Here is a 24752-nt window from a genome sequence, read left to right as displayed (position 1 = left end):
GAGCGGTGGCCCCGGGGCCCCAACCGTGAACCGGCGGCGGCTTCCGCCTGCACGGAGAGCGGCGCGGGCGCCGGCGCCGCGGCCTTTTGTTCGCCCCGATGTCTCCAACGCCCTCTGGTGAGGCGTCACTCGCGCCGCGATGCTGAAGCGCCGTCACGTGCGCACCGGGCGCGCGTGGCCGCCAGCCTTCACCGGAGTCGCCGTGCTTTCACCTGGACTGAGAAGAAGCGCGACCGCCGTGGCAGTGTGCTCGGCCCTGGCAGTCGGAGCCGCAGGGCCGGCCGCAGCCGGGGCCGCATCCCCGCCCGGCCCCCTTCCGCGGACCTCGGCCCGGATGCTGCGGCCCGTCTCTCCGCCGGCCCCGAGTGCCGCCGACCGTACCGGCGCGGACCCGGGCGGCAGGAGCCTCGAGAGCTTCACCGTCGCCGACGGCGACGGGTTCGAGACGGCCCGGACCAGTCGCCCGCTCGCCCCCGGCGTCGAACTGAACTCGTACGACCGGCTGGAGTCCGACAAGTGGCTCCGCGTCGACTCCCTGTCCGTCGACCTCACCCGGGGTACGAGGGTGGACTATCTCCACCCGGGCAAGGTCGCCGCCCGGAGAACGGTGTCCCAGATGGCCGCCGAGCACGATGCCGGCCCCGGACGCCGTACCGTCGCCGCGATCAACGGGGACTTCTTCGACATCAACCAGACCGGCGCCCCCGACGGCATCGCCCTCCGGGAAGGCCGCCTGCTCAACTCGTCCTCCACCGGCCACCACCGGGCCCTCGGCTTCGGTCCCGGTGACGTCGGCCGGGTGCTCCGGTTGTACTTCGACGGCACACTGACCCTGCCCGCCGGTACCCGCCCTCTCGCCGCGCTCAACGCGGCGAACGTCCCCGCGAACGGCGTCGGCGCGTACAACGCCCAGTGGGGCGAGGCGGACCGGGCCCTCACCGTCGACGGCGCGCAGCGCACCGCCGAAGTCGCCGTCACGGACGGCAGGGTGACCGCTCCTGCCGGTCCACCCGGCAAGGGGCCGGTGCCGCCCGGTACGACCGTGCTCGTCGGCCGGGACGCCGGCGCGGACGCGCTCGGCGCACTCGCCGTCGGCGACCCGGTCACCCTGGAGTACCGCCCGCGCGCCGCCACGGGGCAGGTTCCGCGCACCGCGATCGGCGCCAATGAACTCCTCGTGGTCGACGGCGTACCCGTCGACCACGAGGGTGGTGGGAACAACACCGCCGCGCCCCGTACCGCGGTCGGTTTCTCCCGGGACGGCGGCATCATGCGGATACTGACCGTCGACGGCCGCCAGGCCGACAGCGGCGGGGTGACCCTCACCGAACTCGCCCTGATGATGCGGCGCGCGGGCGCCCACAACGCCGTCAACCTCGACGGCGGCGGTTCCTCCACCCTCGTGGCCCGCGAGCCTGGCAGTGACACCGTGCAGGTCGAGAACAGCCCCTCCGACGGCACCGAACGGACCGTGCCCAACGGCCTCGCCCTCACCGCGCCCGACGGCAGCGGAGAGCTCAGGGGCTACCGGGTCGAGACGGCGGTGGACCCCGGCACCGCGCCCACCGCCGACCCCGTCAGGGGCGGCCACCCCGAACGGGTCTTCCCCGGACTCACCCGCCGCCTCACCGCCGCCGGGTACGACGAGACGTACGGGCCCGCCGGCGGGACCCCGCGCTGGTACACGGACCACCCCCTGGTCGGACGGGTCGGCGCCGACGGGGTGTTCACCGCCCGGCACAGCGGTGACACGCACGTCACCGCGCGGCGCGGGAACGCCCGCGGATCCATCCGGCTGACCGTCCTCGACGACCTGGACCGCATTCGCGCCTCGGAGCCGCGCGTGGCTCTCGCCGACGCGGAGGCGTCCGGGCGTTTCGGCGTCCTCGGCTTCGACGCGCACGGGACCAGCGCCCCCGTCGAACCCGCCGACGTCCGGCTCGACTACGACCGCACCCTCTTCGACGTCGCCCCGGACGCCGAGGGCGGGTTCACCGTCAGGGCACGCGCGGCGGAGCCCGCGGCCGGCCGTGTCACGGCCACGGTGGCGGGCAGGAGCACGGTCATCGCCGTGACCGTCGGCCTGGCCGCCCGGGAGGTCGCGTCGTTCGACGACGCCGGGCGCTGGACGTTCACCGCCGCCCGTGCCTCAGGATCGGTCGCACCCACGGCCGACGGGCGTACCGGCACCGGCCTGGACATCGCCTACGACTTCACCCGGTCCACCGCGACCCGGGCCGCCTACGCCAGTCCGCCGGGACATATTCCGGTCGACGGCCAGCCGCAGTCGTTCGGGCTCTGGGTCAACGGCGACGGAAACGGCGCCTGGCCGACGCTGCACCTGAAGGACTCGGCCGGGTCCGACCAGCTGCTCCGCGGGCCCTACATCACCTGGACCGGCTGGCGGCACGTCGAGTTCGCGGTACCCGCCGGCGTCTCCTACCCCCTGCGGGTCCACCGCTTCTACCTCGCCGAGACCGCCGCCAACCGCTCGTACACGGGCAGGATCGTCGTCGACGACCTCACCGCCGAGGTCCCGCCCTCCGTCGAGCTGCCCGCCGAGCCGCCGCACCGGGACCCGCTCGTCGGAACCGCGGCCGGGACCCGGAGCCGGGACTGGCGGTTCGCGGTCGTCTCCGACGCTCAGTTCGTGGCCCGCAGCCCCGACAGCCCCGTCGTGGCCCAGGCCCGCCGCACCCTGCGCGAGATCAGAGCGGCCCGGCCCGACTTCGTGGTCGTCAACGGCGACCTGGTCGACGAGGGCTCGCCCGAGGACCTGGCGTTCGCCCGCACCGTGCTCGAGGAGGAGCTCGGCGGCGCGCTGCCCTGGTACTACATACCGGGCAACCACGAGGTCATGGGTGGCAGGATCGACAACTTCGTGGCCGAGTTCGGGCCCGCGCAGCGGACGTTCGACCACCGGGGCACCCGGTTCGTCACCCTGGACACCTCCAGCCTCGCACTGCGTGGTGGTGGCTTCGCCCAGATCAGGGAGCTGCGCGAGCAACTGGACGCTGCGGCCGCCGATCCGCGCGTCGGTTCGGTGATGGTGGTCCAGCACGTGCCGCCGCGCGACCCCACACCGCAGCAGGCCAGCCAGCTCGGCGACCGCAAGGAGGCCGCGCTGCTGGAGAGCTGGCTCACCGCCTTCCGGCGGGCGACCGGCAAGGGGGCGGCCTTCATCGGCGGCCATGTCGGCACCTTCCACGCGGAGCGCGTCGACGGCGTCCCATACCTGATCAACGGCAACTCCGGGAAGGCGCCCTCCACTCCGGTGGACGAGGGAGGCTTCACCGGATGGTCGCTTGTCGGCGTCGACCGGGTGTCGCGTGCCGAACAGGCGGCGGCACGGCAGTCGCCGTGGGCCGGGGGGCCGGACTGGCTGACCGTCCAGACCCGCGCGCACGTCGACGGACTGACCCTCGACGCCCCGGCCTCCTTGCCGGTCGCCACCGGCGAGCCCGTCACGGCCGTCGTCCGGCAGGGCCAGGGCGCGGCCGTCCGCGAGGTGCCGGCCCGCTTCCCGATGAGCGCCGACTGGAGTGGCTCACCGAACGTGTACGTGGGCGATCCCGGCCGGGCGGGACCGCGGTACATCGCCGCGTACGACCCGTCGACGGGCCTGCTCACCGGACTGCGCCCCGGGACGGTCATGCTCGCGGTGACGGTGAACGGGACGCGGGCCGAGTCCCGTGTCGTCGTGGCCGCCTCAGCCGGGCACGGGTACGGGCCGGCTCCCGGGCACGGGCACGCTCTCGGGCACGGGCACGGGCATGGGCACGGGTACGGGTACGGGTACGGGTACGGGCCGGCTCCCGCCCACCCGCAGAGCCGGGCACCGGCGGCGTAGCGACCCCCGTCGGACCGTGAGGGACCGGTCGGGCCGCCGCCGGGCGGTGCGCGCCCGGCGGTGATTCGGCCGGTGGCCGAACATCGGCGCACTCGTGCTGTCACCGGCCCGACGCGGTGACTGGCCGGAATGAGGCGGACTGCGGGACGCGAGGGGTCCGCCGAGGGCGGCCAAGGAGCGGACCGGGGAGTGCCGGGTGCCGGGTGCCGGGGCGGGACGCGGCGAGGCCCCGCCGTGCGTATGCGGGCGGGGTCTCGCGGCGGTGCGCAAGGGGGAGGTGCACCGCGGTTCCCCGGCGGACGGGTGCCGGGGATGCGCACAGTACGCGCCAACATGGCGGGAAAGGAACCCTTGTGCGGCCAGTCGCCGCACATGATGCGGACCCCTCGAGGAGCAAGTCGCGGCACATGATGCCCACCGATCCCTGCGCCGGGCGTCCGCCGGACCTTCCGTCGTGGGACCCGGCCGTGGGACTCGGTCTCACGCGGGGCTGAAGCACTGGGCGGAAGCGGCCCCGGCGGCAGGACCCGCTCAGGCGGCGTCCGCGGCCGACCGCAGGCGTGACCTCGAAGGCGCGGCGTGCGCCGCGTCCGTCATCTGCCCGGCGCGCGGTGCCTGCCGAGGCGCTCGGGACGCCCGTGCGCCTGGAGCGGCAGGGTGTCCCGGGTACATCATCGAAGAGAAACGGCGGGGGAGCCGGGCGGCGAGGAGCGGCGATGAGGCTGTCGTATGCGGAAGCCCCTGGGCCGCGGCCCGGTGACCGCACCGGACAGGGGGCACCGTGATGTCCCGGCGGCCGCGGCCGAAGCCGTCTCCCGGGTCGTCGCCGGAGCCGCGGTCGGAGTCCTCATGGGGCGCGTCGCCAGGGCCGTCCCCGGAGCGAGAGGACCGACACGGGTGGGGCCAAGGGCCGGGTCCCGAGGACCTGGTCCGGGCTTCCCGGGCCGCGGGCGTGCGGGACGAGCGTGTCCTCGAAGCCCTGCGAAGCGTCCATCGGGCCGACTTCGTCCCCCGTGCGGAGGCCGTTTCCGCCTGTCTCGACATCCCCGTTCCCCTTCCGCACGGACAGGTGACCACCCAGCCGAGCCTCGTGGCACTGATGGTGGAGGCGCTCGGTCTGACCGGTGGCGAGCGAGTCCTGGAGGTCGGTACCGGCTACGGTTTCCAGGCCGCCGTGCTGGCCCGCCTCGCCGGGGAGGTCGTCAGTCTGGAGCGCTGGGCCGACATGGCGGGCCAGGCCCGCCGCAGGCTGTCCCGGGCGGGCGTCGGCAACGTCTCGGTCACCGCCTCCGACGGCACGCTCGGCTCACCGGAACGGGCGCCCTACGACGCCGTCGTCGTCTCGGCGGCCTTCCCGGAAGTGCCGGAACCACTGGTCGGGCAGTTGCGCGTCGGGGGCAGACTTGTCCAGCCGATCGGTCCGGGTGGGCGGGAACAGGTGCGGCTGTACGAGCGGACGGCCCGGGGCCTCACCCCGCGCCGGACCATCGTGCCGGCCCGTTTCGTACGGCTCTACGGCGAGTACGGGTACCCGCCCGGCACGGACCCGTGAAGGCCCTGAGCGTGTCGGCGGGAACGGGCCACGGCCCGAACCGGCCCCGTCGGCTGACCTGTTCACCCGGCGAGACCGGCGCGCGCCCGCCACCCCGGGGCGTTCCGGCGACGGGCGCACGGCTCGGCGTGGAGCCGGTCCGTCGACGCACCTCAGCCCAGCCGTCCGCTCAACGAAGTGACTACTCATGCCGTTGAGTACGCTGACGACGGCACGGACCGGGAAACGACACGGAGCGGGAGGCGGAGTCATGGCGCTGCGCCATGCGGTGCTCGCGGCACTGCTGGACGGGGAGTCCAGCGGGTACCAGCTCGCGAAGTCCTTCGACCTCGGGGTGGCGAATTTCTGGCACGCCCTTCCGCAGCAGCTGTATCTCGAGCTGACGAAACTGGAGAGGGCCGGACTGGTCGAGGGCCGCCAGGTGATCCAGGAGTCCCGTCCGCCGAAGCGGCTGTTCACCATCACCGAAGAGGGTCTTGAGGAACTGGCGCGCTTCGCGGAGACCGCCGCGAAACCGTCCTTCATCCGCGACGACCTCCTGGTCAAGGTGCAGGCCGTGGACAGCGCACCCATGGCACCCGTGATCGAACAGCTCGACGAACGAGCCGCCACGGCCGCCGCCAAGACCGACTTCTTCGAGCGCTTCCTGCGACGGCTGCGCGGCGAACTCGACGAGGACGCCTTTCTCGCCACCGCGGACCGCGTCGGCCCGTACCTGACCTGTCTGCGGGGCCTGCGCTTCGAACAGGAGACGTCCGAGTGGTGCGCCCGGACGGCCGCGGTCCTCCGGGCCCGGCAGTCCCGTCAGACGCAGGGGGGCGTCCCCCGGGACTCCTGACGGCCGTCCTGCCGGGCATGTCGGCAGCCGCCGGTATCCGGCGCTCGAAGCAACGGTCGGAGCCCTGCGACCGGGCACGCCTCGGCCCTGCGTATCATCCCGGTGTCCCGAAGTGCACGAGGACGTCGGCAGCCCGTCCGGGAGCCGAGAACACCGGCGGCCAAGACAGTCGACAGCCAGGATCACGGCCGCCAGGACCGCACCGGGACTGTCGAGACCACACGGAAAGGGCCGCACACATGGACCAGGGCGGGGACCGGCGCGTCCGAGGAGCCAGGCTGTCGGGCGCCGTCGTGACGGCACTCGTCGCGGCGTTGGCGGTCCTGGGTTTCGGAAGCCGGGCCGACCTGCCTGGTTGGGCCACGGTGGGTGCCGCTCTGGCGGCGGCGGGACTCGGGGGCTGGACCGGGTCGCGGATCGGCCGTCAGCGCGGTATCCGGAACGAGGCCCTGGAACCCGGCGAGAGCCTTGTCGGCACCTATACCGTCCGGCCCCCGTACACCGAGCACTCTCCGCCCTCGGCTCATGAGGGCCCGCAGTACCAACTCCTGGTGACCAACCACGGAGTGCAGATGTGGGAGCGCTCGGCCCTCTTGTGGCGGCATCCCTGGCCCGAGCTGCGCGTCATCGCCGACGGCGCACGGCTGCGCATTCACCACGAGGGGCGGGAGGCCGGGACGATGCTCCTCGAGGCCCCGGGCGCCGCGCAGGAGGTATGCCGGGTCGCCGCTCGCCAAGGGGCGTCTGACCGCGCCTCCGGGTACCGCCGGAAGGCGGGCCCCGACGGCCGGACGGGCCCCGGCCGGCCCTGATCCGGGTCAGACGGGCTTCTTCGGGCGTCGTTTCCATGGCGAGGCAGGGGTGTGCCGTCGGCTGCTGTGCGTCTGTCCAGCCAGCTGTGTTGGAGCACGACTCGTGGCTGTATCGGGCGCTGCGGTCCCATTCATCGCCGGTGAGCTGCTGCGTCAGTGGTTCTCCCTGGTCAAGCGGGGCCTTGAGCGCCCCTTCCGCGAGTCCGTGGACACCCCGGTTGAACGACGCCGCGCCGAGCCGCGTATAGACGGTGGGGTCCAGGCCGCTTCCTGGGCCCCGTACACCTGGTGACACCGTGTCGGTACGACCTTGGGGCCGCGGATGAGGCACGCACGACGAAACCTTCAGCGGATCGCCCGGCTGGCGGCGGTCGGCGGGCTGGTCTGCGGCTCGCTGATGGTCTCCGATGCCATGGCCGGGGAGACACGACCTCCCGGCGCGGCCGCGGCACCCACCACACGGGCCGCCGACCCCGGTGGGGAAGTGGTCGAACGGCTCGGCACGTCCCGTACCGCCGGGAGCTGGATCGGGGCCGACGGCCGCCCGGTCGTCGCGGTGACCGACCCCGGCGCGGCGGCCGAGGTGCGCCGGGCCGGGGCGAACCCCAAGACCGTGCGCCACAGCATGGACGAACTCCACTCGGCCACCGAGACCCTGCGCGGAGCCCCCCGGGTGCCGGGCACCGCATGGGTGGTGGACTACCGCACCAACGAGGTCGTGGTGCGCGCCGACCGCACGGTCTCCGCCTCCGACTGGTCACGGCTCACGGAACTCGCCGAGGACATCGGCGGCTTCGTCCGCATGGAACGCAACCCGGGCACCTTCACCACCCGTCTGAACGGCGCCGCGCCGATGTTCGGCGGGAACAGCCGCTGCTCCGCCGGTTTCAACGTCACGGACGGGCAGCGGTCGTTCATTCTGACGGCCGGCCACTGCGGGCCCGTGGGCACCACGTGGTTCGGCGACCGCGGACGGAACGACCGGGTCGGCAGCACGGTCGCCGGGAGCTTCCCCGGCGGCGACTTCTCCCTGGTGCGGTACGACGAGAGCTCCGTGCCCGACCCGGCGGGTGCCGACATAGTGGCGATCGGGGAGAACAGGGGCGTGCGGATCAGCGGGGCCGCCGACCCCTCCGTCGGCCAGGAGGTCTTCCGCAGCGGCAGCACCACGGGACTGCGCTCGGGACGGGTGACCGCGCTCAACGCGACCGTCAACTACCCCGAGGGCACGGTCGGCGGGCTGATCGAGACGACGGTCTGCGCCGAATCCGGGGACAGCGGCGGCCCGTTGTTCGCCCAGGGCATCGCGCTCGGCGTCACCTCGGGTGGCACCGGCGACTGCGACAGCGGCGGCACCACCTACTTCCAGCCGGTCACCACCGCCATGGCTTCGCTCGGGGTGGCACTCATCGGTCAGGCCCCCGGAGCGCAGGGCGGCGCGGGGTCGGACGGGCGGCCCGCCGCCCCGGCCGATCCGTCGGCTCCGGCACCCGAGAGCCCCGCGCCCGGTGCGGGAGCCGCCGGGGGCGGTGCGGCTCCACCGTGGGGCGGTAGGTCCGGGCCGGGGATCGTCACGGACATCGCCGCCGAGCTCGGCCCCCTCGGCGCCGTCGCCCCCGGCATCGGCGTCATCGGCGCGAGCCTGGTCCTGCTCGTCGTCAGCCGCTGGATCCAGACGGCCCAGGGCCGCAGGAACTACCGGGAGTACTACTCGCAGACCTGGGCGTGAGTACCTGGTCGGGCCCGGGACCGAGAAATCGGGAGGGAGTGGGGGCGGGCGGGGCGGAGCGCCGTCCGCGCGGCTCGGTGCACAGGCCGCCCCGACCACCCGGCTCCCCTCGACGTCCCTTCCCCACCCCGGCGCCCCCCGCCTCGCCGTCCCGGCCATCGTGATGTGATCGGCATCACATGTGAGGGGCGCTTCTTCGGGGGCGGCGCCGGGATGTACGTTCCCGGTCATGACGGACGATCTTGCGTACGCGGGCGTCGCCGGACAGGCGGCGGCCGTCCGCTCGGGCGAGGTGTCGGCAAGGGAGCTCGCCGAACTGCTGCTCGCCCGCATCGAACGGTACGACGTCACCCTCAACGCCTTCACCGCCGTCATGGCCGAGGAGGCGCTGGCCGAGGCCGGCCGGAGGGACGCCACCGCCGCGGACGAGCGCGGCCCGCTGCACGGCGTACCGGTGGCGATCAAGGAGGAGAACGACGTCGAGGGTCGTGTGACGACGTTCGGCACCGCCGCCAACACCCGCCCCGCGCCGGCGGATTCCGAGGTCGTGCGACGGCTGCGCGCCGCGGGTGCGGTCGTCCTCGGCAAGACGAACATGCCCGAGTTCGGGCTGTTCCCGTTCACCGAGTCGTCGGCGCACGGCAGCACCCGCAATCCCTGGTCCGGGGAACGCTCGCCCGGCGGATCCAGCGGCGGCTCGGCGGCGGCGGTCGCGGCCGGACTGGTTCCGGCTGCCATCGGTGGCGACGGCGGCGGCTCCATCCGGATCCCGGCCGCCTGCTGCGGTCTGTTCGGCCTGAAGCCCACCCGCGGGCGGGTGAGCACCGCGCCGCAGCCGCACCTGTGGTGGGGGCTGGGGGTACTCGGTCCGCTGACGCGCTCGGTCGAGGACTCCGCCCTCGTCCACGACGCGATCCGCGGTTCCCTCCCCGGGGACCTGTTCCGCGCCCGCGAACCGGCCGGCTCCTTCGCCGCGGCCGCGGCCGCCGAACCGCCCCGGCTGCGGATCGGCTGGTCGACCCGGCCCGCCGCGCGAGGAGTGCGGCCGGCGCCGGAGGTCGTCGAGGCCGTGACGGGGACGGCCGGTCTGCTGGCCGAACTGGGCCACCACGTCGAGGAGATCGACCCCCACTACCCCGACCCCACCGCGTCCTTCGTGCCGCAGTTCTTCGCCGGTCTGCGCACCGAGGCGTCCGCGGTGGACGACTACGCCCGACTCGAGCGCCGTACCCGCCAGACCGTCCGTCTCGGCACCTGGGTTCGGCCCGGTGTCACGCGCTGGGCCATGAGCCAGGGGGAGAGGACGGCGGTCAAGGCGAACCGCGTGTTCGACGGGGTCGACGTGCTGCTCACCCCGACGATCGCCGGACTCCCGCCCGTGGAAGGCCGGTTGACGGGCACGGGAACGGTGCGGGCGGCCCTGCGGTCCATGCCGATGATCGCGTACTGCGCGCTGTGGAACGTCACCGGTAACCCCGCGGCCTCGGTCCCGGCAGGGTTCACCGCCGGAGGACTGCCCCTGGCCGTACAACTCGTCGGTCGTCGTGACGACGAGACGACGCTGCTGTCCCTCGCCGCCGAACTGGAGAAGGCCCGCCCATGGGCCGATCGCAGGCCGCTGCCCGCCTGAGACGTCGTGAGGGACCCTGCGCTCCCCAGCGGTAGAAGGTGGCGATGCGACGGCGCGGTCACACGGAGGCTCCCCGCACGGCCTGCCGGGCAACGCGCCGGCGTGCACCGGGCGCGCGAGGTGCGGGTCCTGGGCTCGATCACACCGGGAAGCCGCCCCTCCGGCCGGGAAGCCGCCCCTCCGGCTTCCCCCGGCTCCCGCCAGGGCCCCGGGCTCGCTGGTGGTGCGGGCCCCGGGTCCCGGCCCCCGGGCCCTCGTCCGGGGAGCACTCGCGCGCGTTCCCCGCAGCGGGGTAGCGTCAACCGCGTGCGTGCACTGGCCCGGGCCGCCGGGGGGTGGAAGGCTTGCGGCGCACAGACTGTCGCCGCTCACCGACGGGTGGAGGCCCGACGGGTGGAGGCCCCATGACTCTCCGACGACTGGTCGTCCTCAGGCATGCGAAGTCCGCCCGGCCGCCCGGTGTGGCCGATGTGCGACGGCCGCTGGCCGAGCGCGGGCAGCGCGACGCACCCGCCGCGGGCCGCTGGCTGAGGGACGCCGACTGCGTCCCGGACCTGGTGCTGTGCTCACCCGCCGTGCGGGCCCGCGAGACCTGGGACCTCGCGGCCGGGGAGCTCCCCGCCGGTCCGCGGACGCGCCATGACCCCCGGCTCTACGGCGCGGACGCCGCGGACCTGCTCGCCGTCGTTCGGGAGACCCCGGACGACGTGGCCACCTTGCTCCTCGTCGGCCACAACCCGGCCCTCGAGGAGTTCGTTCTGCTGATGGCGTCGGAAGGTCTCGGCGACACCCTCCAGCGGGTCGAGGAGAAGTTCCCGACCGCGGCCATCGCGGTGCTCACCCAGCAGAAGTCCTGGCCCGAGGCCGCCCCCGGGGGCTCCCTGCTCACGGATGTCGCCGTGCCGCGCGGCACGGGGCGCTGACGTGAGGATCGGTGCCGGGCGGCGAGAGGGGCGCCCGCACGGGGTACTGGCGGCTGCACCCGCGCCCGACCGCGCGCCTTCCGCCCGTGCCTCCAGGTGATCCACGCGGGTCAGCGTGCTGATCGCTTCACCGCGCGGTACTGGTCGCTGCACTGCGCCGGGGCGCTGGTGCCGGGCGCGACACGCCGCACACGGCTCCCGGCGTGCCGTCCCCCGGCGTCCCGACGGCCGTCCCCCGCCGCCGGGCCGCGGCGCGCTTCCCCCGAGCGGCCCAACCACCGCGCTGCGCCGCGCCCGAGCCTGCCACCGGCCCCTACGGTGTGCCATCGGAAAGGGCCGGTGATCGATGGTGGCGTCGGGACAGCAGGGCCCGGGGGCGGCTCCGGAGGCGGCGGCCACCGCCGCGCGGGCGGGCGACACCGCTGCGGCGCGGCTCAAGGAACGCATCTACGCGACCATCACCCTCACCGCCGTCGTGGTCGCCCTCGCCGAAACGGCACACCCTGAGCTCCTGGAGTCCGCCCTCACCGTGACCGTGACCGCGCTCGGGATCTGGCTGGCCACCCTCGTCGCCGACGAGCAGTCGCACCGGGCGCTCACCGGGCGCTCCGCGACCCTCCAGGAGATCCGCGCCGCGCTGTACGTCTCCAGCCCGCTGCTGCTCACCGCGGTGGGGCCCCTCGCGCTGATCGGCGTCTCGGCGCTGGGCGCGCTCGACCTGGGGACCGCGCTGCTCCTGAGCGCGGCGGTCGAGGTCGTCGCCTTGTTCCTGTGGGGCTGGCGGACCGGACTGCGCATGGGCAACGGCCCGCTCAGCGCACTCCTCTCCGGCATCGTGGACACCGTCATCGGGGTCAGCGTCATCGCGGTGAAACTGCTCGCGGGCCATTGAGGGCGATTCGCGCAGAATATCCGCTTACGAGGTATCAGGTGCGGTTCGCGCGGGTGCACACCGGACATCCCGCCCGTGTCGGGCTGCCTTGGCGGCACTGAGTGCCAATTCAGCGAGCAAGGTCACAGCCGTCTCCTCTGCTGCTCATCCGTAACCCTGCCCTAGCATCCGAGCATGACGGTTCTGCCTGATGACGGGCTTACGCTCGCCGCCGAGTTCCCCGACGCCACCCATGAGCAGTGGCAGCGCCTCGTCGAGGGTGTGCTGCGCAAATCGGGCAAGGACGTGTCGGGTGCGGCGGCCGAAGAGGCGCTGACGACAGCCCTGGACGACGGGCTCGTGGCGAGCCCCCTCTACACCGCGCGGGACTCCGCGCCCGACGCCGGCTATCCGGGCTTCGCGCCCTATGTGCGCGGTGGCCGGCCCGTCGGCGGCTGGGACGTGCGCCAGCGCCACGGACGGCCCGAGGCCGGCCGCACCAACGAGGCCGTGCTCACGGACCTCGAGAACGGCGTCACCTCGCTCTGGCTCACCGTCGGCGCCGCGGGCGTGCCCGTGCAGGGCCTCGCCCAGGCCCTGGACGGCGTCTACCTCGACCTCGCGCCGGTCGTCCTCGACGCCGGCGCGGACACCGCGGCCGCCGCCGCCGAACTGCTGCGGCTGTACGAGGAGCGCGGCGTCCCGCGCGAGGAGGCGCGCGGCAACCTCGGCGCCGACCCGCTGGGCCTGTCCGCCCGTACCGGCGACCCCGTGGACACCGAACCGGCCGCGGAGCTCGCCCGCCGCGTCCACGACAGGTACCCGCAACTGCGCGCGCTCACCGTGGACGCGCTGCCCTACCACGAGGCAGGCGCCTCGGCCGCCCAGGAGCTCGGCGCCTCGCTCGCGACCGGCGTCGCCTACCTGCGGGCCCTCACCGCGGCCGGACTGGCGGCCGGGACCGCCTTCCGGCAGCTGGAGTTCCGCTACGCCGCCACCGCCGACCAGTTCCTCACCGTCGCCAAGATGCGCGCCGCCCGCAGGCTGTGGGCCCGCGTCGCCGAGGTGTCCGGTGTCTCCGGGGGCGCGGGCGCGGCCCAGCGCCAGCACGCGGTGACGTCTCCGGTGATGATGACCCGCCGAGACCCGTACGTGAACATGCTGCGCACCACGATCGCCTGCCTCGGCGCGGGCGTCGGCGGTGCGGACGCCGTGACCGTGCTGCCCTTCGACCACGAACTGGGCCTGCCGGACGCGTTCGCCCGCCGCATCGCGCGCAACACCTCCTCGATCCTCCTGGAGGAGTCGCACCTCGGCCGGGTCGCCGACCCCGCGGGCGGCTCCTGGTACGTCGAGCGGCTCACCGACGAACTCGCCCACGCCGCCTGGGCGTTCTTCCAGGAGCTGGAGCGCGCGGGCGGTCAGGGCGAGGCCCTGCGCTCCGGCCTGGTCGGCGAACGCATCGCCGCCACCTGGGAAGAGCGCAGGCGCAGGCTCGCCGAGCGCCGTGAACCCGTCACCGGCGTCAGCGAGTTCCCGTTCCTCGCCGAGAAGCCCGTCGTGCGCGAGCCCGCGCCCGAGGTGCCCCGCCACGAGGGCGGCCTGCCCCGTGTCCGCCGCGACGAGGACTACGAGGCCCTGCGCGCCCGCTCCGACGCGCACCTGGCCGCGACCGGCGCCCGCCCCCGCGTCTTCCTCGCCGCGCTCGGCCCCGCCTCCGCGCACACCGCGCGCGCCGCGTTCGCCTCGAACCTGTTCCAGGCGGGCGGCGTCGAACCGGTCCACGACCCCGTGACGGTCGACGCCGGTACGGCGGCTGACGCCTTCGCGCGCAGCGGCGCCGCCGTCGCCTGCCTCTGCTCCAGCGACGCACTGTACGAGGAGCAGGCCGAGGAAGTCGCCAAGGCCCTCAGGTCCGCCGGTGCCCGGCAGGTCTTCCTGGCCGGACGGCCGGGCGGCCACGCCGGTGTCGACGCCTACGTCTTCGCGGGCTGCGACGCCGTCGGCGTCCTGTCCTCCGTTCTCGACCGCATGGGAGTGGCCCCGTGACGCAGATCCCCGACTTCTCCGAGGTCGCCCTCGGCGAGTGCACCCCGCCCGCCGAGGCCGCGGAGGAGCAGTGGCGCGCCGCCGTGAAGGAGGCCACCGGCAGCAGCGCCGACGACCTGCTGTGGGAGACGCCGGAGGGCATCGGCGTCAAGCCCCTCTACACCGGCCGCGACCTGGAGGGCCTGGACTTCCTCGGCACCTACCCGGGCGTGGCGCCGTATCTGCGCGGCCCGTACCCGACGATGTACGTCAACCAGCCGTGGACGGTCCGCCAGTACGCGGGCTTCTCCACGGCCGAGGAGTCCAACGCCTTCTACCGGCGCAACCTCGCCGCCGGCCAGAAGGGCCTGTCGGTCGCCTTCGACCTGCCCACGCACCGCGGCTACGACAGCGACCACCCGCGCGTGACCGGTGACGTCGGCATGGCGGGCGTCGCCATCGACTCCATCTACGACATGCGGCAGCTCTTCGACGGCATCCCGCTGGACAGGATGACCGTGTCGATGACGATGAACGGCGCCGTGCTGCCCGTACTCGCGCTCTACATCGTGGCGGCCGAGGAGCAGGGCGTACCGCCCGAGAAGCTGGCCGGGACCATCCAGAACGACATCCTCAAGGAGTTCATGGTCCGCAACACCTACATCTATCCGCCCCGGCCCTCGATGCGGATCATCTCCGACATCTTCGCGTACACCTCGCAGAGGATGCCGCGCTACAACTCCATCTCCATCTCCGGCTACCACATCCAGGAGGCCGGAGCGACGGCCGACCTGGAGCTGGCGTACACCCTCGCCGACGGTGTGGAGTACCTGCGCGCCGGGCGGGACGCGGGCCTCGACGTGGACGCCTTCGCGCCGCGTCTGTCCTTCTTCTGGGCGATCGGCATGAACTTCTTCATGGAGATCGCCAAGATGCGCGCGGCCCGGCTCCTCTGGGCCAAGCTGGTCAAGCAGTTCGAGCCGAAGAACGCCAAGTCGCTGTCACTGCGCACCCATTCGCAGACCTCCGGCTGGTCGCTCACCGCGCAGGACGTCTTCAACAACGTCACCCGCACCTGCGTGGAGGCCATGGCGGCGACCCAGGGCCACACCCAGTCGCTGCACACCAACGCCCTCGACGAGGCGCTCGCCCTGCCGACGGACTTCTCCGCCCGCATCGCCCGCAACACCCAGCTCGTGCTCCAGCAGGAGTCCGGCACCTGCCGCGTCATCGACCCCTGGGGCGGCAGCGCGTACGTCGAGAGGCTGACGTACGACCTCGCGCACCGGGCCTGGCAGCACATCCAGGAGGTCGAGGCCGCCGGCGGCATGGCGCAGGCCATCGACGCCGGCATCCCCAAGCTGCGCGTGGAGGAGGCCGCGGCCCGCACCCAGGCCCGTATCGACTCCGGGCGGCAGCCCGTCATCGGGGTCAACAAGTACCGCGTCGAGAACGACGAGCAGATCGACGTCCTCAAGGTCGACAACTCCTCGGTGCGCGCCCAGCAGATCGCCAAGCTGCGCCGGCTCCGCGAGGAGCGCGACGAGACCGTCTGCCAGGACGCGCTGCGCGCCCTGACCGAGGCCGCCGGACGCGACTCCGGGGCCGGCCTGGAGAGCAACCTGCTCGCGCTCGCCGTGAACGCCGCCCGGGCGAAGGCCACCGTCGGCGAGATCTCCGACGCACTGGAAAAGGTGTACGGACGGCACGCGGGCCAGATCCGTACGATCTCCGGCGTGTACCGCAACGAGGCAGGAGAGTCCCCCTCCGTGGACCGCACGCGTGCACTGGTCGACCGCTTCGAGGAGGCGGAGGGGCGCCGTCCGCGCATCCTCGTCGCCAAGATGGGCCAGGACGGCCACGACCGCGGCCAGAAGGTGATCGCCTCCGCGTTCGCCGACCTGGGCTTCGACGTGGACGTCGGCCCGCTGTTCCAGACCCCGGCCGAGGTGGCCCGGCAGGCGGTCGAAGCGGACGTGCACGTCGTGGGCGTCTCGTCGCTCGCGGCCGGACATCTCACCCTCGTCCCGGCGCTGCGCGAGCAGCTCGCGGAGGAGGGCCGCGACGACATCATGATCGTCGTGGGCGGGGTGATCCCTCCGCAGGACGTGCCGACCCTGCTGGAGATGGGGGCGACGGCGGTCTTCCCGCCGGGCACGGTCATCCCCGACGCCGCCCACGACCTGGTCGAGCGCCTGGCCGCGGCGCTGGGCCACGACGAGCTGTAGCCGCGGATGGCCAGGGAAGTCGACATCGACGCCTACGTCAAGGGTGTGCTCGACGGGAAGCGGGCGGCCGTGGCCCGCGCCATCACCCTCGTCGAGTCCACCCGGCCCGACCACCGCGCCGCGGCCCAGCGGCTGCTGACCGAACTGCTGCCGCACAGCGGCAACGCACGGCGGATCGGTGTCAGCGGAGTGCCGGGGGTGGGGAAGTCCACCTTCATCGACGCCTTCGGCACGATGCTGACCGGGCTCGGCCACCGGGTGGCGGTGCTGGCCGTCGACCCGTCCTCCACCCGCACCGGCGGCTCCATCCTCGGCGACAAGACGCGGATGGAGCGGCTGGCCGTGGACCCGGCGGCCTTCGTCCGGCCGTCGCCGTCGGCCGGCACGCTCGGCGGCGTGGCCAAGGCGACCCGCGAGTCCATGGTGGTGATGGAGGCCGCCGGCTACGACGTGGTCCTGGTGGAGACCGTCGGCGTCGGCCAGTCCGAGACGGCCGTCGCCGGGATGGTCGACTCCTTCCTGCTGCTCACCCTCGCCCGGACCGGCGACCAGCTCCAGGGCATCAAGAAGGGCGTCCTGGAACTGGCCGACGTCCTCGCGGTCAACAAGGCCGACGGGCCGCACGAGCGCGACGCCCGCACCGCCGCGCGCGAACTGGCCGGCGCGCTGCGGCTGATGCGTCCCCCCGCCCACCACTCCGCCGGATCCGGGGAGACCCCGTCGGCCGACGCCGTCTGGACCCCGCCGGTGCTGAGCTGCAGCGCGCGGGAGTCGAGCGGGCTCGACACGGTCTGGGAACGGCTGGAGCAGCACCGCGCCCTGCTCGACGCGGGCGGCCACCTCGACGCCAAGCGCCGCGACCAGCAGGTCCAGTGGGCGTGGGCGATGGTCCGGGACGAACTCCTCGGCCGTCTCCGCGGCCACCCGGCCGTACGGGCCCTCGGCCCCGCCCTCGAACAGCAGGTCCGCGACGGGGAACTGACCGCCACCCTCGCGGCGGAGCGCATCCTGGAGGCGTTCGCGCGGGAGGCGTGAACCGGAGCGTGCGCCGTAGGCGTACGCGGCGTCGCGGGGCGCGTCACCGTGCCGCGTCCGCCCCACGGGGGCGGACGCGGGCCGTGCGTGGTCTGCGTGCCTGGTGGTGCGTCGTGCCTTGTCCGTGGTGTGCGGGCCGGGCCGCGTCCGCCCTGCGGGTGCGGGTGCGGGTGCGGGCCGTGCGTGGTTCGGGTGCGTGGCGCCGCGTCCCACCGTGCCCGGGGCGTGCGTGGTATCTCGGACGCGTCACCGAGCAGGGTGTGCCCTGCCGGGGGGCGCCGGTGGCGGGCCGTGCGTGGTTCGGGTGCCTGGTGCCGCGTCCCACCGTGCCCGGGGCGTGCCCTCGCGCGGCGTCGTGGGGTCGGAGAGGCCCGGTCCGCCGCGGTGCCGTCGACGGCCCGGACCCGCCCGGTGGCCGCGTCAGCGCGCCAGCGCCAGCATCGCCAGCCGGCGCCAGTTCAGCCGTGGCCGGGCGAGGGGGACCCCGGGCCGGTGGCGGGGGACGCGCACCCGCAGTGCGCCGGGCCTGATGGTGCAGCGCACCGGCACGGGCATCGTCAGGGCCTCCCCGTCCACGCCGACCTGCACCTCCGGCGCGTCGGCCGCCACGACGACCTCGCGGGCGGTGAGGGTGGTGAACCCGGCCGAGCGTTCGCCGCGCAGCAGCCCGGCGGCCTGGGCGGCACTCTCCACCGTCACACTCACGACGCCCAGGACGCCCCGGTCGAGGCGGTCGCGGCGCGCGACAGCCGTCCGGTCCCCGGCGCGGTAGGGGTTGTTGCTGACCAGGACCGCCTGCGGGGAGTCGAGCGTCGTCCCCGCGGCCCGCACGGTGAGCCGCGGTCCGGCCCGGTGCGTCAGCACGTCGGGGAACAACTGCAGGGCGGTGCCGACCTTGTCTTCGCGGTAGGCGTCGCTCTGCACGACCAGTGCATACGCCCCGAACGAGGCGTTGTTGACGAACACCCGGTCGCCGGCCATGCCCAGGTCGACGACGAGTTCGACCCCGTCGGTCAGCGCCTCCAGTGCCCGCGAGGGGTCGTCCCGGTCGAGTCCCAGGTCCAGCGCGAAATGGTTCCGGGTTCCGGCGGGGACCACTACGAACGGCATCCCGTGCTCCGCGGCCACCCCCGCCACCAGCGCCTGCGTACCGTCCCCGCCGGCGACCCCGAGCAGGTCCGCGCCGGCGGCGACCGCCTGCCGGGCCACGGCCTCGACGTCGCTCGGACGTTCCGGATCCAGCATGAAGACCTCCGCCCCCGTACGCTCCGCCTTCGCCTTCAGCCCGAAGCGCTCCACCTTCCCGCCGCCCGAGCGCGGGTTCATGATCAGGAACGGGCGTGCGGGACGCTCCGCGGCCACCGTGGGCTGGGCCTTGCGCCGGGCGTCCAGGGCGAGGGCTTCCCAGCCGGCCGAGGCGGCCACCGCCCCCAGGACGAGACACAGCACCATGACCCACAGCACCCCCGAACGGGCCTGAAGCCAGATGACGGTCAGCGGGGCGGCCAGCGCCAGCAGGACCGCCAGCACCCGCACGGGCCCGCGCCGGGTCAGCGCCCACCACAGGGCCGCCGCCGTCACCACCGTCCCGGCGAGCACCAGCAGCACCATCGCGATGCCGCCGAGTCCGGAGGCCACGAGCAGCACGACGGTCGCGGCGGCCGCGAGGATCGCCAGCCGCGCGCTCCAGCGCCGGCTCCGGACCACGCGCGTCCTGCCGTCGTCGTCCATGGCACCTCCGGTCCGTGTGCGTCCTACCGCCATTGCACAACCGCGCGGGGGCGGCCGCCTCTTCTGACGCCGCGGGGCCTGCCCGGGCCGGTTCCGGACGTCGGCGGTCGTTCCGGGGCCGGTGCGTTGCGAGGCCCCGGTCGGGCTCGCGCCCGGTTCGGGGCCCGTTCGTCCCGCGGCCGTCCGCGCCGGGTCCGTGCGCCGCGAGGTCCCCCTCCTCCCGGGCCCCTGCCGCCTCGCCGGCCGGTCGCAGGCCGCGGGACACGTTCAGTGCGGCACCGACGCCGCCGTTGGCGATCATGGAAGGCCGCTGGGATCATGAGGGCTGGCTGACGAACGGACGGCACGGCGGTGGAACCCATGGCCGAGGACGCCCAACTGCACCCCAGCGGCGACCCGCTGCTGGCCGCGAAGTTCGCGGTACCCGCCGTACCGCCTGCCTTCGTGGCCCGGCAGCGTCTCCTGGACCGGCTCACCGAGGGCGCCCAGGGCCCCCTCACCGTGATCACGGGCCCCGCCGGCGCGGGCAAGACCACCCTCGCCGCCTCCTGGCGCGAGGCCGACCTCGCCCCCGGCCCGGTCGTCTGGCTCACCGTGGAGAGCGACGACAACGCGCCGGGCGTGTTCTGGGCCTACGTGCTCGGCGCCTTCCGCTACCACCGGGTGCCACTGCCCGACGGTGTCGGCAGCCCGTCGAGCGCCGACAACGTCGACCACTCGCTGATCGTCCGGCTCGCCTCCGCCCTCACCCAGTTGCCCCAACCGGTCGTGCTCGTCCTCGACGGCCTGGAACACGCGGGCGTCCACGGCGTCTCCACCGAGCTGGACTTCCTCCTCGCCCATGCCGGGCCGTCCCTGCGGCTGGTCCTCATCGGGCGGGTCGATCCCGCGCTGCCCCTCCACCGCTACCGCGCCGAGGCCCGGGTCTGCGAGATCCGCCGGTCCGAACTGGCCTTCACCCCGCGCGAGACGGCGCAACTGCTGCGCTGCCACGGGCTCACGCCCTCCCAGGAGAGCGTCGGCGCCCTCACCGACCGCACCCAGGGCTGGGCCGCCGGGCTGCGGCTGTGCGCCCTGGCCATGCAAAGCGCGGAGGACGCCGAGCACTTCGCCCAGTCCTTCGCCGCCTCGCAGAACGCCGTCGCCGACTATCTGACGGCCGAGGTCCTGGCAGCCCAGCCCGCGGCGACCCAGGACCTGCTCATCCGGACCAGCATCCTCTCCCACGTCCACCCGGGACTGGCCGACGCCCTCACCGGACGGGACGACGGCGAGCACATCCTCGGCAGGCTCGTCCGCGACAACGCCTTCGTCGAGCCGATCGGCGACACCTCCTGGTACCGCTGCCACCCGCTGTTCGCCGAAGTGCTCCGGGCCCATCTGCGCAGCCGCAGCCCGGCCCTCGGCGGGCCCCTGCACCGAGAGGCCGCACGATGGCTCGACGGACACGACAGGGTGACCGACGCGATCGAGCACGCGGCAGCGGCGGACGACTGGCCCTACGCCGCCGGTCTCCTCGTCGACAGGCTCGCCGCCGGGCGCCTCCTCACCGGACCGGACAGCCACCGTCTCGAACGGTTGTTCAGTGGGATGCCGGACGGACTGCCCGGCACCGCGCCCGCCCTCACCGCGGCCGTCTGCGCACTGGCCCGCGGTGACGCCGCCGCCGGCCGCAAACACCTCGCGGGGGTCCGTCCCCACGGCGACGACACACCCGAGAGCCTGCTCACCCGGGCTCTGCTGCTGCTTCTCACCGGCGCGGACACCGGCACCGCGAACCTCCGGGCGCCCGCCTCGGTCGGGGACGGCGACGACGCCGAGCGGGCCGCGGAGGAGACCGGCCCGGACCACGGCACGCCGGACCCCGACCGCGAGGTGCGGACGCTGATGGACCGGGTGGACCCCGACGTGCTCGCCCGGCACCCGGAGATCGAGGTACTCCGGCGGTACGGCCGCGGCCGCGCCCTGCTGGCCACCGGGCACCGGTCCGAGGCCCGTGAGGCGTTCGCCGCCGCACTCGCCGCGGCCACGGACGAGCACACCTGGACGGTCCGCTACCACTGCCTCGGCGCGCTGGCCCTCGCCGAGGCCGCCGACGGACTGCTGCGAGAGGCCGAGGCACACGCCCGGGACGGACTCAAGGCCGCGGAGGAGCACGGCATTCCCGTCGACCGCCGCACGGCACGCTGCCATCTCGCGCTCGCCTCGGTCGCCGCCGACCGCGGCGACCTCACGGCTGCCGGCCGGTATCTCGCCGCCGCCCGCACCCACGCGCCCGTCCGTGACGTACCGGCCGCCGCCGAGGCCGCGGTGCTGCGCTCCCGCCTCGAACTCGCCCACGGGCGCGCGGCGGCGGCACTGTCGGCGCTCGACGACGCACCCGTCTCCGCCGACGGTCCCGCCGTCGCCGGGGGAGCGGCGGCGGGCCGGATCGCCGTGGCTCGCTGCTCCGTCCACCTGGTGCGCGGTGACGCGGCGGCCGCGCTCGCCGCACTGGAGGAGGCACCTCCGGGCGTCCCCGCCCTCACCGCCGCGTCGGCCGCCGCCCATCTCGCGGCCGGGGACGGCGGACAGGCGCGCCGGCTGCTCGCCGGGCTCCCCGCAGGCGACTGTGTCCCCCCGGCGGTCCGGGTCCGTGCGCAGCTGCTCGAGGCCCAGCTGGCGGCGGTCGAGGGGGACACCGCGAGAGCGGCGACGCTCGTCGCCGGCGCCGTGCGCACCGCGCGGACGCACGGACTTCGCGCCCCGTTCACGGAGTCCGGCCCGTGGCTGCGGCACGTCCTCGCCCGCGCTCCCGGACTGGCCGACGCGCGGGCCTGGTTGACGGGCCGGTCCGGAGAGACGGAGCAGAGGGCCGGTGGCGGCGGATCGGGTTCCGGGGACTCGGCCGCCGGGGCTCCACTGCTCGTCGAGCAGCTCAGTCCCCGGGAGTGCGACGTCCTGCGCTGCGCCGCCGAGATGATGTCGACGGACGAGATCGCCGCCGAGCTGTTCCTGTCCGTCAACACCGTCAAGACGCATCTGAAGAGCGTCTACCGCAAGCTGTCGGTGTCCCGCCGCAGCGAGGCGGTACGCCGCGCCAGGGACGCCGGACTGCTCTGAGGCCGCACGGTCGGGCGGCCAGTTCGCGCGCCGGGTCACCTCGCCCGGGTGATGCGGTCAGGACGCGCGCGGCGGGACCATGCGGCAAGAGCCCTCAGCGCACGGGGAAGTGCTCGCATGCGATACGAGTTCCGCATCTCCGGTCATCTGTCACCGGCCGTCGCCGGTGCTTTTCCCGAGCTCGACGAAGTGACGGTGCCTGAGGAGACCGTCCTGTACGGGCCCGTCACCGACGAGGCACATCTGTACGGGCTGCTCGTACGCTTCCAGGACCTCGGCCTCCGCGTGGTGGAGCTGCGCCTGCTGCCCGACTGAGACCGCCGCACGGCCCGTGGGACGCGGCTCCGGGCGGTGTTCGGCCGGATGCGCCCGGCCCGGTCCGCGTACGCCGCCCGGCCCCCGCAGGGGGATGCCCGCTCCGCGCGGGCCGCCGCCTGCCGTGCCCGGCGCGGGCCCGACGCCGCCCGGCCCCCGCAGGGGGCGACGCCGCGCCCGGACCGTCAACCGCCCCGCTCGCCGTCGGACACGCGTTCCCGCAGCTCCGGATCGCGTCGCGACGCCTTCTCGTACCAGGATCCGTACCGCTCGCTCAGCAGGATCGACGTCACCCCGTGCGCCAGCACGCTCAGCCCCACGGTGACGGCCACGACCCGGCCGGGCAGGGCAGCCGCGGCGCCGTACTCCTTCACCACCAGCAGCGCCAGGACCAGCGACGCCAGTCCCCGCGGCCCGAACCAGCCCACATACGCCACGGTCGGCGGCCGCAGCCCGGTGCCGGCCAGGGCGAGCGCGACCGGCACCATCCGCACCACCGTGAGGCTGAGCAGCGCGTACACGACGGTCCGCCAGTCCAGGTACTCCAGCGCCGGCCCCAGCAGCACGGCACCGAACACCAGGAAGCTCATCGCCGCCAGCAGCGCGGCCACGTTCTCGGTGAACTCGTGGCCCCCGGCGAATCTCCGGCTCCGCGCCCCGTCCGGGGAGTCGTCCGCCGGTCCGCCGCGGCGCACCAGTACGGCGAACGCGATACCCGCCGCCCAGACGGCGATGAAGCCGCTGCCGTCGACGAGCCGCGCGAGCGCGAAGGACGCCAGGACGGTGGCCAGGATCATCAGCTGGTTCCCCTCCCCGCTCACCCACCCGGCGGCACGGGCCCGCCCCAGCAGCAGGCCCGCCGCGACGCCGCAGGCGACCCCGAGCGCCGCGCTGAGCACCAGCGAGCGCCAGAAGACACCCACGTGGTCCTCCTCGGCGGCGCCGGGCAGGGCCGCGAGCAGCAGGACGAAGACCGGGAGGACGATGCCGTCACCGACGCCGCACTCCGCGTTGAGACCGCTGCGCACCAGCGGCGGCACCCGGGGTGAGGAGAGGGCGGTACGGCACACCGCCGCGTCGGTGGGCGCGAGGATCGTGGCGATCAGCGCCAGTTCCCACACGGTCGGCCCGGGCAGCAGCGGCCAGGCGAGCAGCCAGCCCGCCGCGATCGTCAGCGGGAGTCCGATCGCCAGCAGCCGCACGGGCAGGAAGCGGCCTTGGTGCAGCTGGCGTCCGCGCAGGCTCATCGCGTCGGTGAACAGGACCAGCGCCAGTGCCGTTTCGACCAGGACCAGAACCGGGCCCGCGCTGTGCTCGAGGCCGAAGAGGCCGAGTCCGGCGGGGCCGATGAGCACACCGCAGGCGGTGAAGAACAGGGGCGCGGTGACGGCGGTGGCGGCGATGCGCCGCGACACCAGCGCATACCCCGCGGTGACCACCGCCACGGCCACCCCGGTCAAGGCGTTCCCGCCGCTCACGCGCTCATCACCCACCCGGTCACCAGGCAACACGGACCGGTTCATCGTCGGGTACGGGGCCGTCCCGCCCACGCACCGACACGGTGCGCGGCCGCCACCCCGCGCGGTCCTGCCGGGCCGCCGATTCACCCGTGCGGGGTGAGGGAACCGCTCGCCCGCCGCCCCACACTGACGGCGAGCGGACACCCGAGGTCCGACGGGAACGGCAGGAGGACGGAGATGGACGACACGGTCTACCTCGCTTACGACTATCCGGTTCTGGGCGCGTTCTGGACCGTGATGTGGATCTTCCTCTGGGTCGTGTGGCTGGTGCTGCTCTTCCGTGTCTTCGTGGACATCTTCCGTGACCACGAGATGAGCGGCTGGGCCAAGGCGGCCTGGTTGATCTTCATGCTGCTGATTCCGTTCCTCGGCGTGCTGGTCTACGTGATCGTCCGCGGCAAGGACATGGGCAAGCGCGAGATCACGCACGCGCAGGAGCAGCAGGAAGCCTTCAACGCGTACATCCGGCAGACCGCCAAGGGTGCCGGCCCGGGGGACGAGCTTGCCCGGCTCTCCGAGCTCAAGGCCAAGGGTGACCTGAGCGAGGAGGAGTTCCAGCGAGCCAAGGACAAGCTCCTGAGTTGAGGA

General features: G+C 74.3%; 17 protein-coding genes. 15 read left to right on the top strand and 2 right to left on the bottom strand.

Annotated features, from left to right (window positions below; translation table 11 throughout):
• The first annotated feature begins 244 nt into the window (after positions 1–244).
• The 12 genes from FEF34_RS02640 to meaB all read left to right on the top strand — a co-directional run bounded on the left by FEF34_RS02640 (position 245) and on the right by meaB (position 17496).
• A complete protein-coding gene (locus FEF34_RS02640) occupies positions 245–3850 on the top strand; it encodes a phosphodiester glycosidase family protein (protein WP_234043041.1) in 3606 nt (1201 codons plus the stop codon).
• 784 nt (positions 3851–4634) lie between these two features.
• Positions 4635–5402 (top strand): protein-L-isoaspartate(D-aspartate) O-methyltransferase, encoded by a 768-nt coding sequence (locus FEF34_RS02635; protein WP_138051683.1) that lies wholly within the window; start codon positions 4635–4637, stop codon positions 5400–5402.
• Between the two features lie 250 nt (positions 5403–5652).
• Complete coding sequence (locus FEF34_RS02630) at positions 5653–6240, top strand: PadR family transcriptional regulator (protein ID WP_138051682.1); 588 nt, start codon at positions 5653–5655, stop codon at positions 6238–6240.
• 239 nt (positions 6241–6479) lie between these two features.
• Positions 6480–7052 (top strand): hypothetical protein, encoded by a 573-nt coding sequence (locus FEF34_RS02625; RefSeq protein WP_234042231.1) that lies wholly within the window; start codon positions 6480–6482, stop codon positions 7050–7052.
• A gap of 103 nt (positions 7053–7155) precedes the next feature.
• On the top strand, positions 7156–7344 hold the full coding sequence (locus tag FEF34_RS40985; protein WP_171052789.1) for a hypothetical protein: 189 nt from the start codon (positions 7156–7158) through the stop codon (positions 7342–7344).
• Positions 7345–7374: 30 nt separating this feature from the next.
• Positions 7375–8781, top strand: a complete 1407-nt coding sequence (locus FEF34_RS02620) for a S1 family peptidase (RefSeq protein WP_138051681.1) — start codon at positions 7375–7377, stop codon at positions 8779–8781.
• A gap of 229 nt (positions 8782–9010) precedes the next feature.
• Positions 9011–10411: an amidase gene (locus tag FEF34_RS02615; RefSeq protein WP_138051680.1), complete on the top strand. Its 1401-nt coding sequence runs from the start codon at positions 9011–9013 to the stop codon at positions 10409–10411.
• Positions 10412–10815: 404 nt separating this feature from the next.
• Positions 10816–11334, top strand: coding sequence for a SixA phosphatase family protein (locus tag FEF34_RS02605; protein ID WP_138051679.1), 519 nt, complete (start codon positions 10816–10818; stop codon positions 11332–11334).
• 346 nt (positions 11335–11680) lie between these two features.
• On the top strand, positions 11681–12226 hold the full coding sequence (locus tag FEF34_RS02600; protein ID WP_234042230.1) for a hypothetical protein: 546 nt from the start codon (positions 11681–11683) through the stop codon (positions 12224–12226).
• Between the two features lie 174 nt (positions 12227–12400).
• Entirely contained in the window at positions 12401–14254 is a 1854-nt protein-coding gene (gene mutA, locus FEF34_RS02595) for a methylmalonyl-CoA mutase small subunit (RefSeq protein WP_138051678.1), read from the top strand.
• On the top strand, positions 14251–16461 hold the full coding sequence (gene scpA / locus FEF34_RS02590; protein ID WP_138051677.1) for a methylmalonyl-CoA mutase: 2211 nt from the start codon (positions 14251–14253) through the stop codon (positions 16459–16461). The genes mutA and scpA overlap by 4 nt, the downstream gene beginning before the upstream one ends.
• Before the next feature lie 6 nt (positions 16462–16467).
• The gene (gene meaB, locus FEF34_RS02585) at positions 16468–17496 is read left to right on the top strand and encodes a methylmalonyl Co-A mutase-associated GTPase MeaB (RefSeq protein WP_138051676.1); all 1029 of its coding nucleotides are present in this window, start codon (positions 16468–16470) and stop codon (positions 17494–17496) included.
• A 420-nt stretch (positions 17497–17916) separates the two neighbouring features.
• On the opposite strand, the gene FEF34_RS02580 is transcribed toward meaB, so the two are convergent.
• Complete coding sequence (locus FEF34_RS02580; protein ID WP_138051675.1) at positions 17917–19227, bottom strand: diacylglycerol/lipid kinase family protein; 1311 nt, start codon at positions 19225–19227, stop codon at positions 17917–17919.
• Between the two features lie 360 nt (positions 19228–19587).
• On the opposite strand from FEF34_RS02580, the gene FEF34_RS02575 reads away from it, so the two are divergent.
• Both FEF34_RS02575 and FEF34_RS02570 read left to right on the top strand, forming a co-directional pair.
• Positions 19588–22329: a LuxR C-terminal-related transcriptional regulator gene (locus tag FEF34_RS02575; RefSeq protein ID WP_138051674.1), complete on the top strand. Its 2742-nt coding sequence runs from the start codon at positions 19588–19590 to the stop codon at positions 22327–22329.
• A gap of 117 nt (positions 22330–22446) precedes the next feature.
• Positions 22447–22644: a hypothetical protein gene (locus FEF34_RS02570; protein ID WP_138051673.1), complete on the top strand. Its 198-nt coding sequence runs from the start codon at positions 22447–22449 to the stop codon at positions 22642–22644.
• Positions 22645–22829: 185 nt separating this feature from the next.
• On the opposite strand, the gene FEF34_RS02565 is transcribed toward FEF34_RS02570, so the two are convergent.
• Positions 22830–24137: a cation:proton antiporter domain-containing protein gene (locus tag FEF34_RS02565; protein ID WP_234042229.1), complete on the bottom strand. Its 1308-nt coding sequence runs from the start codon at positions 24135–24137 to the stop codon at positions 22830–22832.
• Positions 24138–24341: 204 nt separating this feature from the next.
• Here FEF34_RS02565 and FEF34_RS02560 point away from each other — a divergent pair, with 204 nt between their 5' ends.
• Positions 24342–24749, top strand: coding sequence for an SHOCT domain-containing protein (locus FEF34_RS02560; RefSeq protein ID WP_138051672.1), 408 nt, complete (start codon positions 24342–24344; stop codon positions 24747–24749).
• Positions 24750–24752 lie beyond the last annotated feature (3 nt).

The organism is Streptomyces marianii, from assembly GCF_005795905.1.
Taxonomy (GTDB): domain Bacteria; phylum Actinomycetota; class Actinomycetes; order Streptomycetales; family Streptomycetaceae; genus Streptomyces; species Streptomyces marianii.
This window is presented reverse-complemented; position numbering and strand designations above follow the sequence as displayed.